The sequence below is a fragment of the Caulobacter segnis ATCC 21756 genome (assembly GCF_000092285.1).
In the GTDB taxonomy this organism is placed as follows: Bacteria; Pseudomonadota; Alphaproteobacteria; order Caulobacterales; family Caulobacteraceae; genus Caulobacter; species Caulobacter segnis.
In genome coordinates this window covers 520,663-537,346 of record NC_014100.1, presented here as the reverse complement: position 1 = coordinate 537,346, position 16,684 = coordinate 520,663, and the positions used below count along the sequence as shown (strand labels likewise).

Below are 16,684 nucleotides of genomic sequence, written 5' to 3'. Positions count from 1 at the left end.
TTTTCGCCCTAATCGCAGGCGCCGCCACAGCATTCCGGTAGAGTTCAGTTAAAAAGAATATCGTGCGCGTTCGATCGAATTGTGACGAAATGCACACGGGAAGACTCTACCTCAGCACGAACTCAGTGGAGTTCTTGGCCCCGCCAGCCACAGCCTCGCTTTAGGCGACGCGCGCCCTCGAATTCAAGCGGGAGCCGACAAGCGCCTCGCTGGTTAGCGGTCACGCCTTCCTCACGCGCCTCATCTATCGCTGGAAACTCGACTTCCGTGCCAGCGCCATGCGCTGGACAGTATCACGTTGAGATCGCGCGAGGGCGCCCAGCCGAGCATCTGTCGCGCCTTGGTGTTGTCGGCGACCAGCACGGGCGCATCGCCAGCACGGCGCGGCGCCATCTGCAGCGGCAGCGGCCTTCCGGTGGCGTGAACAACGCCGTCGACCAGCTCGCGCACGGTGGTGCCCGTTCCGGCTCCCAGGTTGAACGTTTCCGACGATCCGCCCGCTAGCAACCGCTTCAGAGCCGTGACATGGGCGTCTGCGAGGTCCAGCACGTGAACGTAGTCGCGTATCGCAGTGCCGTCACGAGTGTCGTAATCGTCGCCAAAGATCGTGAAATGGGGTCGCTGGCCCAGAGCCACCTGTATCGCCACCGGAATGGCGTGCGTCTCGGGTTCGTGCAACTCGCCAATGCGTCCTTTAGGATCGGCGCCGGCGGCGTTGAAGTAGCGCATTACCACGCTTTTGAACCCGACATAGCGGTCATAGTCGGCCAGAGCCTGCTCGACCATCAGCTTGCTGCGGCCATAAGGATTCAATGGCGACTGTGGATGACTCTCATTCATCGGGAGCGTCACGGGATCGCCGAACGTCGCACAGGTCGAAGAAAAGACCATGGCGTTGACGCCGGCCCGACGGGCGGCCTCGATCAGGGTGATGGCGCCCCCGACATTGTTGTCGAAGAAGGCGCCGGGGTTCTTCACCGACTCACCAACCTCGATGCGGGCCGCAAAATGTAAGACGGCGATAGGCGCGTGGGCCGCGAACACGGCATCCAACCGGGCGGCATCGCGGATATCGCCGACTTCAAGCGCGCCCCATTGGACGTGCTCGCGATGACCGTTGGACAGGTTATCGAACACGACAGGTTGAAATCCCGCCTCGGCCAGGGCCAAGCAACAGTGCGCCCCGACATAGCCTGCTCCGCCGGTCACCAAAACCGTCTGCATAAAATCTCTCCGAGCCGCGGCGGCGGGCCGTCGCGGTCCACTCCATAACTAGGCGCGATGATGTGCGCAGAGAGAGCCGCTTGAAGACCTCGATAACACCACCAGCGTCAGTCTCTCGACATATTCGTTCGCCTCGTTGCGTTAGCGCCGTCGAGAAGACCCTCGTTCCGGATAGTGTCGCTACGGCTTCAACACGAGTGAAAGCAAGATTGGCGGTCGCGAGGCATTTCATCGGTATGGGCCAAATCATCGCCCATCAGCGTCCGCGAGAAATGTGGGTAGAAATGGGGCGGAAACGAAAAAATGCAAAAAATACAATACTTACCACCCTTCTTAGCGGACACCCTCTCCGCCAGCGTTCAGACTTCGTCGGCTCGAGTGGATCCCGGCCGGGCCTCCACCGCTTTTCAAGCCCTTAGCGCCTGGGCGTCGAGCCAGAAGACCGCTCCGGTGGACAAGGCGCGCGAACCGGGCGGCTTGGGCATCGCGCCGTCTCACTTTCGTCAGGCAGATTTATCTTAGGCTTCCGGGCTGCGCTTGATGTGACGGAGCTTCAGCGCCAGGGTTTCCTCCAAGACGCGCCCTGCGCAAGGCGACGAGCGCGGCGACCTCGTCGGTCTGGAGCACCGAGCCTCCCATGGACAGGAGGTCCTCCACGCCTTTGTTGTCACCCCTGGTTATGCGCTGGTCGGCCTCCCCCAGGCTGTTGAGCCAGACCCGCAGACCAAGCCTGGCGATCGCGCCGCGCGCTGTCGGCGTCAGGCTTTCGATGTCGGCGTGCGCCACGGCGGCGGGTCCGGTGATCGCCAGCAAATCGGCCAGCGACACGTCCGTCGTCAAACGAACCATCAGGCGCGCCGCTGGATCCAAAGCCCGCACGTTCGCCAGGACGGCCGGATCGCTGTCGAAATAGAGGCTGGTGGCGCGCATGCCCGATGCGTTGACCGTCTCGACGATCGGCCCGAGGCGATCGCTCTTCAGGTCAAGATCGACCAGGATGCGGCCGCAGGCCAGGGCCAGCGCTCGCGCCAGGGTCGGCGGCGGCTCGTTACTGGCTCGGCCATCCCGCCCTTTCAGTCGCAGGTCGGCGATCTCCGAAGCGGTCTTGCCCTCGACAGGGCCTTGCCCCGTGGTGGTGCGCTCGACGGTCCGGTCATGCATCAGCACCGGCGTTCCGTCGGTCGTCACGGCGACGTCGATCTCGACGATGTCGGCGCCCGCGGCGATCGCGGCCTCGATGGCCGCCAGGCTGTTCTCCGGCGCCTGGCTATGGACGCCGCGATGGGCGGCGATCATCAGACCCGCCTCTGGTCTCGCCAGGCGCGCGAGCGCCGCGGTCATGGCGGGCGTCTCGGCGCAGCGCTCGGGCGGCGGTGCCCCCCACGCGGCGGCGGCGGCCATAAGGCAGAGCAAAACCCCCAGGGCCAGACGATGCATCATGGCGCGCGCTTCAGGTCGAGTTCGGCGCTCTTGGGCGCCAGGTCGATCAGCCGCGCGGGCTTGCCGCGGGCAAGCTTGCTCAGGCGGAAGGCGTCGTAGAGCGCGCCGGTGGCGGTATAGGCCTTGTAGGTCAGCTCGCCGCCGTCGACGCTGATCGCCTGGAACAGCTGCACCCCGGTCGCCTTGCGGCTGGCCCACTCGCGGTCGCCGCCCACATACTGCTTTGGCCCCGCCACCGAGACCACATAGACCGGCCCGCCCTTGCGTCCCCGCGCGTAGGTATGGTCGTGCCCCTGAAGCACCAGATCCACGCCATGCTTCTGCAGCACCGGCTCCAGCGCCGCCCGGAGCTCGGCGTTGTCGCGCCCCTTGGCGGTCGAGAAGATCGGATAGTGCAGGAAGACGACGGTCCAGACGTTCGGATTGTCGGTCAGCCTGGCCTCCAGCCACTTCAGCGTCGCATCGGCGAGCTCCGGAGAGTCGCTGATCGCATCGGCGTCGAGGGACAGGAACCGAACGCCCTGATAGTCGACCTGGTAGACGGTCTCCGACAGAGCCGAAACTCCAGCCGGGCCGTTACGTGGCAGGGTGAACTGCTGACGCCACTGCGGCGCCAGGGGCTGACGACCGTCGACGGGCGGGCCGTATTCGTGGTTGCCGGGGCTGGGCAGGGTGAGAAGCTCGGCGTGGAGATCCGGGGCCATGTCGAACCACTCCGCCCACTCCCGGTCGGCGTCCGAACGGTTGATCAGGTCGCCGGCGTACAGCGCCAGAGCCGCCTCCGGCGCCAGGCGACGCGCCATGCGCATGACCCGCGAGCCGTGACTCTCGACCTCGTTCTGAACGTCGCCGAAATAGAGGAAGGTGAACGGCTTGGCGCTCGCCGCGGCGGTGCGGACCTGGCGCCAGGCGCTGAAGGCCCGGCCATCGCCCACGCGGTAGACATAGAGGGTTTCCGGCTTCAGCCCGTCGATCACGGCGCTATGGGCGATCGCCGAGACCGGCGGGCCGTTGCGGGGGACATACTGGATCACCTCGCTGTCGGCCATCACGGTCTGGACAGCGTCCTCGAACGCCGGGCCAGGCGTGGCTTCGGCGTATTCCACGAGACCCTTGCCAGCGCCCGCCTCCATGCGCCAGGTCACCGCGAAGCCGCGCGAGGGATCCTCGGTCGGATTGACGATCAGCCGCTGGGGCTTGCCCCCGGCGATGACCGGTTCAGCCGGCGCTCGCGCCTTGGCCGGCCCCTCGGCGGCCGCCACCGCGCTCCCCAGCGACAAGGCCGCCAGGGCGGCGCCGCAGCTCAGCGTCACCGCCAGCTTGAGAGATGCGTCGAGGACGCGGGACAGGGTCTGGGTCATGGTCCACTCAGATCAAGCGTTCAGGGAAATTGGAGTCGGCGCGGCCAAGGGGAGCCGCGCCGACGTGGCGCGTCTGGGGCGGACCAGACGCGCCGGCGCCGAAGGACCGCACGGAGGCGATCCGCCGACGTAACGGTCAGAGCTTCCAGTCGAAGCTGAGGCTGATGTAGCGGCCGTTCTCGATGTAGTCGCGGATGCCGCCCTTGGCCTTGCCGAACGTGTACCAGTAGGTGTGGCTGTCCAGCGCGTTCTGCACCTTGAACGTCGCGGCCATCCGGTCGTTGAAGTGACGGCGAACCATCAGGTCGACGAACTTGTAATCCTGCTCATAGGGATCGTTGCCGTAGTCCTCGATGTCCTCGAGAGACTTCGATTGGTAGCTGTAGGAAACGTAGGCCTCCCAGCCGTTGCGCTCCCAGAAGACTTCGAGGTTGGCCAGGCGCGAGGGCGTCTCCATCAGCGGCAGCTCCAGGCCCTCCGGATGCCAGCTGACGCCGGTGACGGCGCGGGGCGCGCTGGAAGGTCATGTTGGCCGCGACGCCCAGACCATCGAACGGCGCCGGCAGCCAGTGCAGAACTTGGCGGGCGTTGACCTCCACGCCGGTCACTTTGGCGGACTTGCCGTTCATCGGCGTCGAGATGTCCACGCCCGTCCCGTCGGTGTAGTTCTCCGTCGTGCCGTCCTGGATGACGCTGGACGAGGAGCGGAACAGGAAGTTGCGGATGTCCTTGTGGAACAGGCCGACCGAATAGGCGCCGGTCTTGCCATTGTACCATTCCAGCGAGGCGTCGTAGTTCACCGCCTTCATCGGCTTCAGATCGGGGTTGCCGGTGCTGACGCTCTCAAGGATCCACTGGTCCTTGGGATCGGTCTTGCCGTCGCCGTTCGGGTCGGTGTTGTAGCCGTAGGACTTGGCCGAACTCATGCGGTTGATGTCCGGACGCGAGAAGCTGGTCCAGATCGCGCCGCGCAGGATCAGGTCGTCGCGGAACTTGTAGTTGGTGTGGATCGACGGCAGCACATTGACGAAGTCGGACTTGTCGCGCGTGAAGGTGTCGCCCTTCAGCGGGTCCTCTAGCCAGGCCTGGATGTCGTTTTCCGTACGCTCGACGCGGGCGCCCGTGATCACCTCGGCCTTGCCGAATTGGGCCTTGGCCATCGCATAGCCCGCGAGGATCGTCTCCTTGTAGTTCCAGGTGTCCTCGTTGGAGACTTCCGCCGCGCTCGGCGAGCTATCCAGGCCGCTGAAGAAGGTGGACTGGCCGGCCTGGGCCTTGCGCAATTCGGCCATCATCTTGTCGGTGTCGATGGTGACGCCCAGGCGGTACTGACCCGAATAGACGCCGCCGAACAGACTATCGATCGACGGTCCGAAATAGGGCGCGAAGTCGGCCATCGTGCCGCTGCGGGTCAGGTCGATGAAGCTGCCGCCCGTCTTGCGACGCTCGGACACCGACATCTTCACCCCCGCCTTCAGCTCGCGCAGCCAGTCGCTCGACGGGACATAGGCCAGGTTGAACTGGGCCTGCTTGAGCGTCTCCTCGTTGTCGCCAAAGCCCGCGGTCATGCCCGAGTACTTGAACGCGGTCGGGTCCTGGACGGCGGCCATGCCGGCGGCGTTGAGCACCCATTTCGGGAAGCGCGGATCGCCGGCGGTCGAGACGAAGACGCCCTTGTTGCCCAGCCAGTCATAGGCGTCGGTGCGAAACTGCAGCTCGAACTCGTCTTTGATGTTGTCGCGCGAGTTGGAGTACGAGACGTCGTAGTCGACGGTCAGGTCGCCGAAGCGGCTCTTGCCGCCCAGCGTGGCCGAGCCCAGCACGCCCTCGGTCGAGCCCCCTTCCCAATAGCGACGCAGGCGGAAGCCCTGCGGGTCCCAGAGCCCCGACGCCCCGTCCAGGCTGTAGAAGCTCTTGGTCTTGCGGTCGGCGTCGGTGATCCGGCCGTCCTTGTTCTGGTCGACGATGTCGTTGACCGAATAGCTGTAGACCCGCACGCCGTTCTCGACGCCGATGACCGCCTTGTCGGGCGTCATCAGGTCGGTGCGTGACTTGTCCTTCTGGACCAGGCGCTCGGAGATGCGGTCGGCGTAGTTGCGGAAGTTCAGCCGGTTACGGAATTCGGTCTCGTCATAGACGTTGTACTGGCCGCGCAGATGGACCTCGTGGTCGGCGTTGCGCCAGTCGAGCGAAGCGTTGACGCCCTTGCGCTCGACCTTGGTCTCGCCGGCCGAGAGCTCGACCCCGAGCGTCTGGAAGGTCGAGGTGTCGAAGTCGCGCGACTTGTTGGTGACGAACCACCGCTGGGGCATGTCGTCCCCCGATCCGCCGACTTGCTCGAACTGGGAGTTACGGCGCGAGTAGCTGGCGGTGACGAACAGGCCGAGGTTCTCGGTGAACTGCCGACCGAAGGCCAGCTGAGCCTCGCCGGATTTCTTGCGGTCGCGCTTGTCCAGCATCGTGCCTTCCAGCGACACCGCCAGATACGTGGGCTTGAAGTCGAACGCGGTGGGCGTGCGGATCTCAACCGAACCGCCCAGGGCGTCGCCGTCCATGTTGGGTAGGATCGACTTGAACACGGTGATCGAGTCGACGCCGGCGGCCGGCAGGAAGCTCAAGCGCACGCCGCGATAGAAGTTGTCGCCGGGCGAGCCCATGCCGCCCAGGCGCACGCCGTTGACCGAATAGGTGTTGTACTCGGTGGCCAGACCCCGGATCGAGATGCGGTCGCCCTCGCCGGTCGTGTGATTGCGCACCGCCGACACGCCGGGCAGGCGCGAAACCGCCTCGGTGAGGTTGGACGAGGGCAGCTTGCCCATGTCGTTGGCGCTGACGACGTCGGTGATCATGTCCGCGTCGCGCTTGGCGTCGAGCGACTTGCGCAGGCCAGCCGCATAGCCGACGACGATCAGCGCATCGACCTCATCGGCGACGGCCAAAGGGCGCTCACGCAGCACGACGGCCCCGTTGATCACTTCAGCTGTCAGAGGCGTGGCCGAAAGCATCTGCTTCAGCGCCGCTTCAGCGCGCATACGCCCATCGACCGCCACCGACTGGCGACCGCGGGTCAGAGCCGGATCGGCCGAAACAGCCACGCCGGAAATACGCGAGAAGGCCATCAGCGCGGCGCTGAGATCCTGCGCGGGGATGTCAAAACGAGCTTCCGCCGCGAGCGGCGCGGCGGGCTCGGGCTGCGCCAAGGCCACGCCAGCCCCCGCCATCACCGAAAACGCCGCCACCGCGGCGAGAAGTCGAGACTTGTAGCTCATCGAACGCCCCCAAAACCTTGAGCCCTTTTCTCGGGTCTCGAACGGGGTAGACAGCGCCAATGGCGAGATCAGACAGGCGTCGCAAAACTTTTATTTTTCCGCCTGTGACATACCCGATCGATAGGGCGTCGATATATTTTCTCTATGCTGACAATTTCACCTAGGCCTCGTCCCCATAACGGGATCATGATTTGCGATCTCTATCTTCGGTTTCACAAAACTGCAGCACAGTTGAGCTAACGCCGCCGCTGATCGAGCCCGCCTTCGGGGCGCGGCGAGGCCTGGAATCCAGGAATGGCGCAAAATGAACCCGCACCGGTCTTCGAGACGGTGCGCGCGCATGAGACCCGGCTGAAGGCGTATGCCCGCCGTCGCGGCGCGGACGGCCATGAAGCCGAGGACCTCTTCCAGGAAATGGTGCTGCGGCTGCTGCAGCGGGCGCGCCGGGCGCCCCTGCTCAATCCGCTGGCCTATGCGTTTCGCGTGCTGGACAACCTGATGCGCGACCGACGCCAGGGGCCCAGCTTCGAGGCGCTGGATGAAGGCGAGCCCTGCGAACAGCCTGGTCCGGGCGCCCTTCTGGAGGGCCGGGAGCTGGCCGAGGCGTTCTCTCGCGCCATCGCGGCCATGCCGAGACTTCGGCGGGAGGTCTATCTGCGGCGACGCCTGGAGGGCCAGGGCTACGATCGCATCGCCCAGGATTTGCGCCTGACGCCCGAGGCCGTCCAGAAGCACTACAGCCGCGCGTCGGCGACCCTGCGCAAGGTCCACCAGGATGGATTTTCAGCGCGGGGCGAAGGATAGCCCGCATGCGCCGAACCCCTATCGAGATGACAGACGATCACTTGGCGGCGCTTTGGGCCGACCGCCTGGCGGCCGCCCCACTACCCGAGCACGACGCCTCCACGCTGAACGCCTGGCTGGCTGGCGAGCCACGTCGCGAGGCCTTGCTGACCGCGCACCGCGACCTGATCGCCTCGGCCTCCTTGCGTCAGGCCATGACCAGCGCCCGCGCAGGCGTCCAGATCAAGGAGAAGCCACGCAGACCAAGCGCGGCGATATGGTTGGTGGCCGGCGCGGCGGCTACCGCCGTGGCCGTTGTCGCCGTCTGGCCGCGATACGCCCTTAGGCTCGAGACCCCTCAGGGCCGTCAGCAGATTCAGGTTCTGGCTGACGGCTCCAGCGTGACCCTGAACGGCGACACCGAAGCGCGCGTGGCCTTGGCGCGACGCGCGCGGGATGTGCGCCTGGATCGCGGCGAGGCCTTCTTCAAGGTCGCCCACGATCCGTCTCGCCCTTTCACGGTGCATGCGCGCGACGCCTCGGTCACGGCGCTGGGCACCGCCTTCAACGTCAATCGACTGGCCGACGCGACCGAGGTCACGGTGCGCGAGGGCAAGGTGCGAGTCGTCTCGGCCGCGGACCCCGACCGGTCGGCGGTCGTCGCCGCCGGCGAGAGCGTGCGCGTTTCCGCGCGCGGAATCGAAGGGCGGCTCCGCTTTGATCCCACCGCCGCCGACGACTGGCGTAGCGGCTGGATCGAGCTGAACAATGGTCGTCTTGGCGACCTTGTTATCGAGCTCAATCGCGCCAACGCCCGGCGCCCCCTAAGGCTCGGCGAGCCGGCGCTGGCCGAGCTTCGCCTGACCGGACGCTTCCGCTCGACGGCCCCGCGCGAGACGGCGCAGCTGGTGGCGGCGACCCACGGCCTGTCGTTGCGCGACAGCGCGCACGGGATGGTGTTGACCCCCTCGGACTGAAAGAGCCCTAGCGGCGCCTACCGAAGGGCGGAGGAGACCAGAGTAGCCGCCTCGGACGCGGACAACCAACGGCCACGCTTAAAGGAGCCGGCGCTCCCCGGCCCTGAAAGGCGAAACTGTGAGAACCGCGCGTCCTCGGGCTGCAGCATGGTGCGCGGATCGCCGTCCTTGCCGGTGTACCACATCTGGGTCCACCCCTCCGGAGCGATGTGGTCGTCCAGCCAGCAGTCGATGAAGGCGGACATGCCGACATACTTCGGATCGCCGTAACGGCCGTCGGAAAACTGGCTCGAAGGCCGCCAGGGGCGCCCCAGATAGACCGAAGCCGGCTTGGTTCCCGCCTCCTTGGTGAGGCGGCACTGGTGGAAGACAAAGCCGACCGGCTGGTCGATCGGCGTGCTGGGGGCGACGATATAGCCTTCGACCGGATCGACCGGGCGAGGCCGCGAGCGGATCTCGCACTGGCGGAAGAGGGCCCGCCCCGCGCCGAAGATGAAGTCGTAGCTTCCGGTGATCAGGCAGCGCTCGAAGAGGCTGGTTCCAGCGTCGGGAAACAGGGTGTCCTGGTAGCCCAGAATATCCACCTCGCGCAGGCGTGCGCGGTCGGAGCCCTTGTCCAGCATCAACGCGACCGCTTGAGGCCCCGCGCCGTCGTGCGAGTGCAGGCCGCCCGGCTTGGACATCTCGGCCAGGCCGTCGAAGGCGTTCTGGATGGTGAGGTTGCTGGCGGCGAAGTCCGGCGCCCGCACGAACAGGGTCGGCGTGCGGAACGTGCCCCAGCGCTTGCCGTCCGGCGCCGTCAGGCCCGAGGCGGCCAGGTGACTGATGACCGAGGCCCTGCGGTCCTCGCCCACCAGCTCGACGAACGGCTTGTCGATGACCACCTGCTCGTCCCAGACGCCGCGCGTGACGAGGATCCGGAACGGGCGGGTTCCGCTGGCTGGAGCCGCCGCGATGGCGGCCGAAAGGCTTGGATAGCCGGGGGCGCCGTAGGGGTTCCGCCCCGTCCCGCGCCACAGGACAGCGTCGTAGCGCGGCGCGGCCAGGGCGAGACTTGGGGCCAGCAACGCGGCGCCGGCCAGAACCGTTCGGCGGCAAGGAGGCGATGGCGACATGTGTCTTTCCGAGTCGAGAGATCAAGAAAGAGCGGGCGCCGGACGGGAAGGACCGGCGCCCCAAATTCCTCGGGAGGAGGAATGGCCTAGAAGGAGTACCGCAGCCCGAAATTGAACTGCCGGCCGGTGTGGGAATAGACGTAGACGCTGTTGCGAACACTATCCGTGTACTGATCGTTAAACTCGTCCGTCAGGTTCAGCCCCTCGAAGGTCAGCTTCAGACGCTTGTTGATCGCGTAGGAGGCCGAGGCGTCGACGGTGGTGGTCGAGCGCACGCCGTCGATGTCATTGGTGCTGGTGCCGCTGGGAACGGCGGTCAGGTACTTGTCGCGATAGGCGGCCGAGACGCGGGCGCTGAACTTCTCATCCTCGTAGTAGAGGGTGGCGTTGAAGGCGTTCTTCGACAGCCCCACCAGATCGTTCTGCACGAACCCGGTCGGCGAGCGGGCCGAGATGTAGTCGATCTTGGAGTCGACCAGCGTCACGTTGAAGATCGCGCCGGTGTTGCGCAGGACGCCCGGCAGGAAACTGAACGGCTGCTGGTAGCTGAACTCCACGCCCTTCAGCGGTCCGCCCTCGGTGTTGACCGGCTGGCTGAAGAGGAAGGTGTCGCTCGCCGAGACGCCCAAGCCGTCGAGCAGGCTGAGCGGCAGACCCGAGGCGTTGAACGGCTGAGAAATCCGCGAGGTTTGGATGTAGCTCTCGATGTCCTTGTAGAAGAGGCCCACCGACAGCAGGGCGTCCTTGGCGAAGTACCACTCGGCCGACAGGTCGTAGGTCGTGGCGCGGATCGGCTTCAGGTAGGGATTGCCGGAGCTGACGCTGAACACGCCGACCGTCGATAGGCTGCCGCCGGGGGTCAGGCTGCCCAGGTTCGGACGTGTCATGACCTTGGCCGCGCCGAAGCGCAGCAGGAAGTCGGGCGTGACCTCGGCCGTCAGGTTCAGGGCCGGCAGGACGTCGTCATAGTCGCGATTGACGGTCGTCTGCTGGGCTGCGCCGGCCACCAGCTGGTACCCGGTCGAGCTCTGCTCGGTCTTGACGTAGCGAACGCCGATGTCGCCGCGGATCGGCCAGGCCAGCCGGTCGGTCTGGAAATCCAGTTGGGCGTAGGCGGCGCTGTCCTTTTCCTCGACGCTGCGGATGTTGCCGCGCGCGTTGGAATTGCTGGCGCCGGAAAGCTCGAACAGGCCCTTGCCGCTATAGATGTCGAACAGCTTGGCGAAAGCGTCGAGGTCCGGGGCGGCCCAACGGGTGGGGATGCCCGACGCGCCCAGGCCATCGCCGAAGCCTGAGACCATCTTGGTCAGGCTCGAGAGCGTGGCGCCGGCCGGCAGGGTCGGCACCACCGACTCATTGACCCTCGCCTGCGCCCAGGAGTCGAAATTGTACTTCTTGAAATTGACCCCGACCTTCAAAGACAGGCCGTCGTTGAGGCGATAGTCGCCATCCAGCTGGGCCGTGGCGATCTTGTTGGTCACGCCCTGCGGCCGCAGCCGGATCTCCGAACGCGCGGCGCCGAAGTTGTAGGCCAGCGGATCGGTGACATCGAAGCCGAAGTTCATCGACGGCAGCTTGGCGTTGTTTCGATAATCGTACGAGAAGCCGTCCGCGTTCTCGCGATTGAGGATCACCGTGGTCTGGATCGGGTTGTCGAAATCAGACTTCGAGAATCCCACCAGACCGCTCAGCTTGAAGCGGTCGCCAAACTCGTGCTCGGCCGTGAAGGTGGCCTGGCTGTACTGGGTGTCGAGCTTGTCGAAGCGGGTTTCGCTCTCGACGTCGACATCGTCGAACAGGCCGTAGACCATGTCGCCCTTGGCGTTGACGACGCCGTCGCGGACGATGATCTCGGGCCGTCCGCCTTGCGAGGCGTTGCGGGCGAACGACAGGGCTTCGAGCCAGTTCTCCTCGCGGGTGGCCTTGAAATCGGAATAGAGGACGTCGAGGCCGATCAGGGTGCGATCGTCGGGGCGCATCTGGAACGAGCCGGTGATCCCCAGGCGCTCCTGGTTGTGGGTCAGGCGGCCATAGCGCGGGAAGCGCGGGGTGAAGACCGAGGCCGAGCTCGCCTGGACGAAGGGCGAGGCCTTGTTGAAGCCGCCCACTTCCGTCCCGTTCAGCCAGCCGCCCGAGCCGTGGCCTTCCTCAAGCAACTCACGCTTGGTGTAGGCCACCGAGACCAGGGCCCCGAGCTTGCCGTCGAACCAGGTGTTGGAGGCCAGGACCGCCAGGCGTGGGTCCCACGACTTGGAGAGATCGTTATAGCCCTCCTGGGCCGAGACCACGAAGGTCGCGCCCTTGTAGTCAAAGGGGCGGCCGGTCTGCAGATCCACCGTGGCGCCCAGCGAGCCCTCTTCGGTCTGGGCCGAGGCGGTCTTGCGCACGGTGATGCTGTTGAAGAGCTCCGAGGCGAAGACGTTAAAGTCGAAAGCGCGATTGCGGTTGGCGCCGCCCGAGCTGTCGGTGCCGCTGGTCGTGCTCTGGCCCTCGACGCCGTTGATGCGAACGCGGGTGAACTGGGGCCCAAGGCCCCGGACCGTGATCTGGCGCCCCTCGCCGGCGTCCCGAGCGATCGACACGCCGGGCACGCGCTGGATGGACTCGGCGAGGTTGGCGTCCGGGAAGTCGGCGATGTCCTCGGCCTTGATGACGTCGACCACGCCGCTGGCGCGGCGCTTGATGTTCATGGCGCTCTGCAGGCTGGCGCGGAAACCCGTGACGACGATCTCCTCGACCTCGGCGGCGGCTTCGGGCTCCTGGGCCGCGACGGGGGCGGCGGCCTGGGCGGCGATCAGCGGCACGGGGGCGGTCGAAGCCAGCTGAAGCGATGCGCTTTGTCCAAGCACCGCGGTTCGCCCGTTGTTGGAGACGACGGTCAGATCAGCTCCGCGCAGGAGACGCGCCAAGCCTTCCTCGACCGTATAGGCGCCGCGCACGGCGTTCACGCGCTTGCCCTGCACGGCGCCCTGCGGCGCCAGGATCTGCAGCTCGGCCTGCTTGCCGAACTGGGGGATCCCCGTGGCGGCGGGCTGCTCGGCCACGTCGAACTTGCGCACCTGGGCCTGGGCGCCGGCGGCGGCCAGCAGCGTGGTCGCACCGGCGGCGAGCATCAGATAGGACTTGGTGTTGTGGTTACGCAGCGACGTCCGCATACGGCCCCTCCCTCTTGGTTGTTCAAGCGGCGCTTCTTGGAGCGCCTGTCTGGAGCAATGAGCCGGAAACCGGTTTCCGTCAGAAATCCGTAAAATTTTCTGCGGCGATGTCAGCCGCCTCGCAGGACGATGGTGTCGTCGCTCAGGCTGACCCTGCCGTTGAAGGTCGTGGCGGCGGCCTCGGCGAAGCCTTCCGGATCGTTGGTGCGGAACCAGCCGACGAAGCGTTCGTCCGCCAGGCGCGGGTCGGCCACCTTGATCTTGCGGTCGTTGTAGCGATTGAACTCGGCGGCGGCCTCGGCCAGCGTCTGGCCGTCCAGCACGATCTGGCCGTCGCGCCAGGCCAACTGGCGCCCAAGGTCGGCGTCCGCCTTCGGCGAAGTCAGGGCGTCCGCGTCATTCTCGGCGAACATCCGCTCTCCGGCGGCGACGCGACGCGGCGCGATGTCGCCGTCCTTGGTCCACACCTCGACCACGCCCTCGGTGACCAGCACGTCACTGCCGCCCTCGCGCTTGCGCACCGAAAAGGCCGTGCCGACCGCGCGGACGCGCACGGGCCCGCTCTCGACCACGAAGGGGCGCTCGGGATCCTTGGCCACGGCGAACCAAGCCTCGCCCCGCTCAAGCTTCACCGCCCGCAGGTTCGGCCGCATGGCGATCTCTAGCGTGGAGTCGGTGTTGATCGCCGCGACGGAGCCGTCGGACATCGGCACACGCCGGATCTCGCCCAAGGCCGTGTCATAGCGGCGGGCCAGCAGGCGCGGCGCGACAAAGGCGGCGGTCAGACCGGCGGCCAGGGCGCCAAGGCCCGCGATCACCCTTCGGCGGCGAACCGGAGAGGCGCCGACCTCGGGCGATCGCGTCTCGACCGCCAGCACGCTGGCGCGGTCCATATGCGTCCAGGCGGCCTCGGCCCTGGCATAGGCGCCCACGCGCCGGCGATCGGCCGCGAGCCAGGCCTCCAGGTCGGAGCGTAGGTCAGGGTTCTTGCCGTCACGGTCGAGGCGAACCACCCATCGGGCGGCGTCCGCCTCGATGTCAGCGGCGCTTTCGCGTTCGACCATCGGTCTTTCCTCTCGCTCCCTGCTCTTTCGACCCCTTGGCGCGCGATGGCGCGTCCTGCTCGGTCATCGCCGCGAGGATGGCCCGCAGCCCCCTCACCGCCTCGTTCTCGACGACGTGCTCCGTGACGCCCAGGCGTCGGGCGATCTCGCGCTGGGGCACGCCTTCGATCTTGCGCATCTCGAAGATGCGGCGGCAGCGCTCGGGCAGATCCGCGATCAGCCCCCTCACCCGCTCAAGTTCGCGCCGCCCCGAGACGATGCGTTCAGCCGAGGGATCCTCCAGAGCTAGGTCGAGCGCCTCGATCTCGCTGACCGTCTCGATCCGCACCACGCGGGCGCGACGGATCTGCTCCAGCGCGACGCTACGCGCGGCCTGAAAGAAATAGCCGCGTGGCTGGTCGATGTGGTCGATGTTGGTCAGGGCGGCCAAGCGGCAATACGTCTCCTGGATGATGTCGTCGACGTCCCCGGCGCCGGCGAACGAGCGCCGCAACCAGGCGCGCACGGCGGCTTCATGGGGCAGGATCTCCCGCCCCAGCCAAGCCACGACGCGCGCGCGTCCTTCCGACAACGTTCCCCGCCCTTGTTCTTCTGGTCGTCACACACACCGATGCACGGCCGCGAATTTTCCGTCAAACAATCACGATATCGCGGGCGGTCGGAGGCCTGCGCGAGGCGCGCTCTGGCTACGACTTCACGGTGATGAAGATCGGGTTGGCGTAGAACCACAGGTCGGACCAGGGGTCCTCGCCCAGCGGATCGGGCAGCGGCTCGCCCTCCGCGCCATTCGTGCCGCGCACGCGGATGTAGGTCGGGCCGCGGACGTCCTTGATCACGTGGACCATCGACAACACCTCGCCCTCGCGCGCCCAGGAGGTCGGGGTGAAGGCGCGCACGACCCGGGTCGAGGGGTTGGCGTCGAGCGCGCGGTCGGCGGCCGGTCCGGCGATGTCGCCCTGGATCAGATCGATCCGGGCGACGCTGGGCGAAAAGCCGCCGAAGTTCTTGCCCGCCGGATCGCGCACGCGGATGACGACCGTGACATCAGACCCCGCCGGAACCTCCAGGCGGCCGCCGATCTCGGCCTTGGCGCCGGCGATCGTCGCGGTGACATCGACCTCTGAGACCAAGTCGCCCAGCGTCACGAAGATGCGGCCATTGCGCAGACCGTCCAGCACATCGTCATAGGTGTGAGCGGCCTTCACATAGGTCTTGGAGTATTCGCCAGGCCAGAAGTCGTCGCCGCCGTCGGTGTAGTGGCGATGCGAGTCCGAGGTCGATGTGACCCACCAGCGACGCCCCTCGCCCAGCATGGCGTCCCAGAAGCCGCCCAGCCTGGCGGTCATCTGGTCGAAGCCGCCCATGGTCGGCGCGCGCGAGTAACCGCCGCGGTCGCCCTTGGGCTTCAGCGACCCGTCCGGATTCAAGCTGGAGGCCTGGTGTCCGGGCGCGCCCTCCATGCCGACGGCGACGTCGGGGGCGGTGTCGTTCCAGTTGCGCAGCTCTGACGGCGACACCAGACCATAGCGACCCACGCCGGTGGCGGACCGGGACGGATGGTTGGCGATCACGACCGGCGGCCGGGGCAGCGCCTTCATGTGACGCAGGGCGTCCAGCATGAAGCCCTCCTGGTCGCGCGCGGGATCCGCGGGCCATGGCTCGCGTCGATTATAGCGGCTCTCGACCGCGAACAGCGCGTCCCGCTCAGAGTCCGTGCGCGGCAGGATCAGGCTGGAATGCTCGGCCGCCGGCGTATCCAGCTCCATGCCCCAGAATTGCAGCACGCCGGGCGTCTCGCGCCGCGCGCGCAGCAGCTCGGGATAGGCCTCGTCGCGATTGAGCTTGGAATGGTTGGGGCCGCCGTGGTCGGTGGCGACTATCCACGAGAGGCCGTGCTTGGCGGCCATGCGGGCGTTGGTGGTGATCGGGTTGCTGGCGTCGCCCGCCTTGATCAGGATCGGCGGCTGCGACGGGTCGGCGGCGGGCTTCACCGAGACGCTGAACCAGCTGTGGACGTGGTGGTCGCCGGCCAGCCAGCGACGCTCCGAAGGCTTGACGGGCCGGACGACGCGTTTGGCCGGCGCGACCGGCTGAACGGCGTGCCCGGGGTGAGCGGACGCCGCGGTCCAGCCTCCCGGGACGAGACACAGGGCGAGCGCCAGGACGGCGGTGGAGCCCATAAGACGGCGATGAGGCGAGAGCGTGCGCATCGGGACTTCCTAGCCGAGCGGTGTGACGTTTCCCACAGGCGGTGGCGGAAAGCCAAAACGGCCCGCGTCACGCGACGCGGGCCGTC

11 protein-coding genes are annotated in these 16,684 nt (G+C 66.8%); 2 read left to right on the top strand and 9 right to left on the bottom strand.

Annotated elements, in window-relative coordinates; translation table 11 throughout:
• Window positions 1–240: 240 nt before the first annotated feature.
• From galE to CSEG_RS02495, 4 genes are all read right to left on the bottom strand, one after another.
• The gene (gene galE, locus CSEG_RS02510; protein ID WP_013077685.1) at window positions 241–1,224 is read right to left on the bottom strand and encodes a UDP-glucose 4-epimerase GalE; all 984 of its coding nucleotides are present in this window, start codon (window positions 1,222–1,224) and stop codon (window positions 241–243) included.
• A gap of 513 nt (window positions 1,225–1,737) precedes the next feature.
• Window positions 1,738–2,664, bottom strand: a complete 927-nt coding sequence (locus tag CSEG_RS02505; RefSeq protein ID WP_013077684.1) for a glycerophosphodiester phosphodiesterase family protein — start codon at window positions 2,662–2,664, stop codon at window positions 1,738–1,740.
• Entirely contained in the window at window positions 2,661–4,025 is a 1,365-nt protein-coding gene (locus tag CSEG_RS02500) for a purple acid phosphatase family protein (protein WP_013077683.1), read from the bottom strand. The genes CSEG_RS02505 and CSEG_RS02500 overlap by 4 nt, the downstream gene beginning before the upstream one ends.
• 326 nt (window positions 4,026–4,351) lie before the next feature.
• On the bottom strand, window positions 4,352–7,294 hold the full coding sequence (locus CSEG_RS02495) for a TonB-dependent receptor (protein ID WP_053463716.1): 2,943 nt from the start codon (window positions 7,292–7,294) through the stop codon (window positions 4,352–4,354).
• A gap of 294 nt (window positions 7,295–7,588) precedes the next feature.
• Here CSEG_RS02495 and CSEG_RS02490 point away from each other — a divergent pair, with 294 nt between their 5' ends.
• Together CSEG_RS02490 and CSEG_RS02485 are read left to right on the top strand one after the other, a co-directional pair.
• Window positions 7,589–8,098: an RNA polymerase sigma factor gene (locus CSEG_RS02490; protein ID WP_013077682.1), complete on the top strand. Its 510-nt coding sequence runs from the start codon at window positions 7,589–7,591 to the stop codon at window positions 8,096–8,098.
• A 5-nt stretch (window positions 8,099–8,103) separates the two neighbouring features.
• A complete protein-coding gene (locus tag CSEG_RS02485) occupies window positions 8,104–9,054 on the top strand; it encodes a FecR family protein (protein WP_013077681.1) in 951 nt (316 codons plus the stop codon).
• A gap of 17 nt (window positions 9,055–9,071) precedes the next feature.
• On the opposite strand, the gene CSEG_RS02480 is transcribed toward CSEG_RS02485, so the two are convergent.
• The 5 genes from CSEG_RS02480 to CSEG_RS02460 all read right to left on the bottom strand — a co-directional run bounded on the left by CSEG_RS02480 (window position 9,072) and on the right by CSEG_RS02460 (window position 16,598).
• Window positions 9,072–10,169: a pectinesterase family protein gene (locus tag CSEG_RS02480; protein WP_013077680.1), complete on the bottom strand. Its 1,098-nt coding sequence runs from the start codon at window positions 10,167–10,169 to the stop codon at window positions 9,072–9,074.
• A gap of 86 nt (window positions 10,170–10,255) precedes the next feature.
• Window positions 10,256–13,324: a TonB-dependent receptor gene (locus tag CSEG_RS02475; protein ID WP_013077679.1), complete on the bottom strand. Its 3,069-nt coding sequence runs from the start codon at window positions 13,322–13,324 to the stop codon at window positions 10,256–10,258.
• Between the two features lie 110 nt (window positions 13,325–13,434).
• The gene (locus CSEG_RS02470) at window positions 13,435–14,388 is read right to left on the bottom strand and encodes a FecR family protein (RefSeq protein WP_013077678.1); all 954 of its coding nucleotides are present in this window, start codon (window positions 14,386–14,388) and stop codon (window positions 13,435–13,437) included.
• Window positions 14,363–14,959: an RNA polymerase sigma factor gene (locus CSEG_RS02465; protein ID WP_013077677.1), complete on the bottom strand. Its 597-nt coding sequence runs from the start codon at window positions 14,957–14,959 to the stop codon at window positions 14,363–14,365. The genes CSEG_RS02470 and CSEG_RS02465 overlap by 26 nt, the downstream gene beginning before the upstream one ends.
• Before the next feature lie 115 nt (window positions 14,960–15,074).
• Window positions 15,075–16,598 (bottom strand): CehA/McbA family metallohydrolase domain-containing protein, encoded by a 1,524-nt coding sequence (locus tag CSEG_RS02460; protein WP_013077676.1) that lies wholly within the window; start codon window positions 16,596–16,598, stop codon window positions 15,075–15,077.
• Window positions 16,599–16,684: the final 86 nt, after the last annotated feature.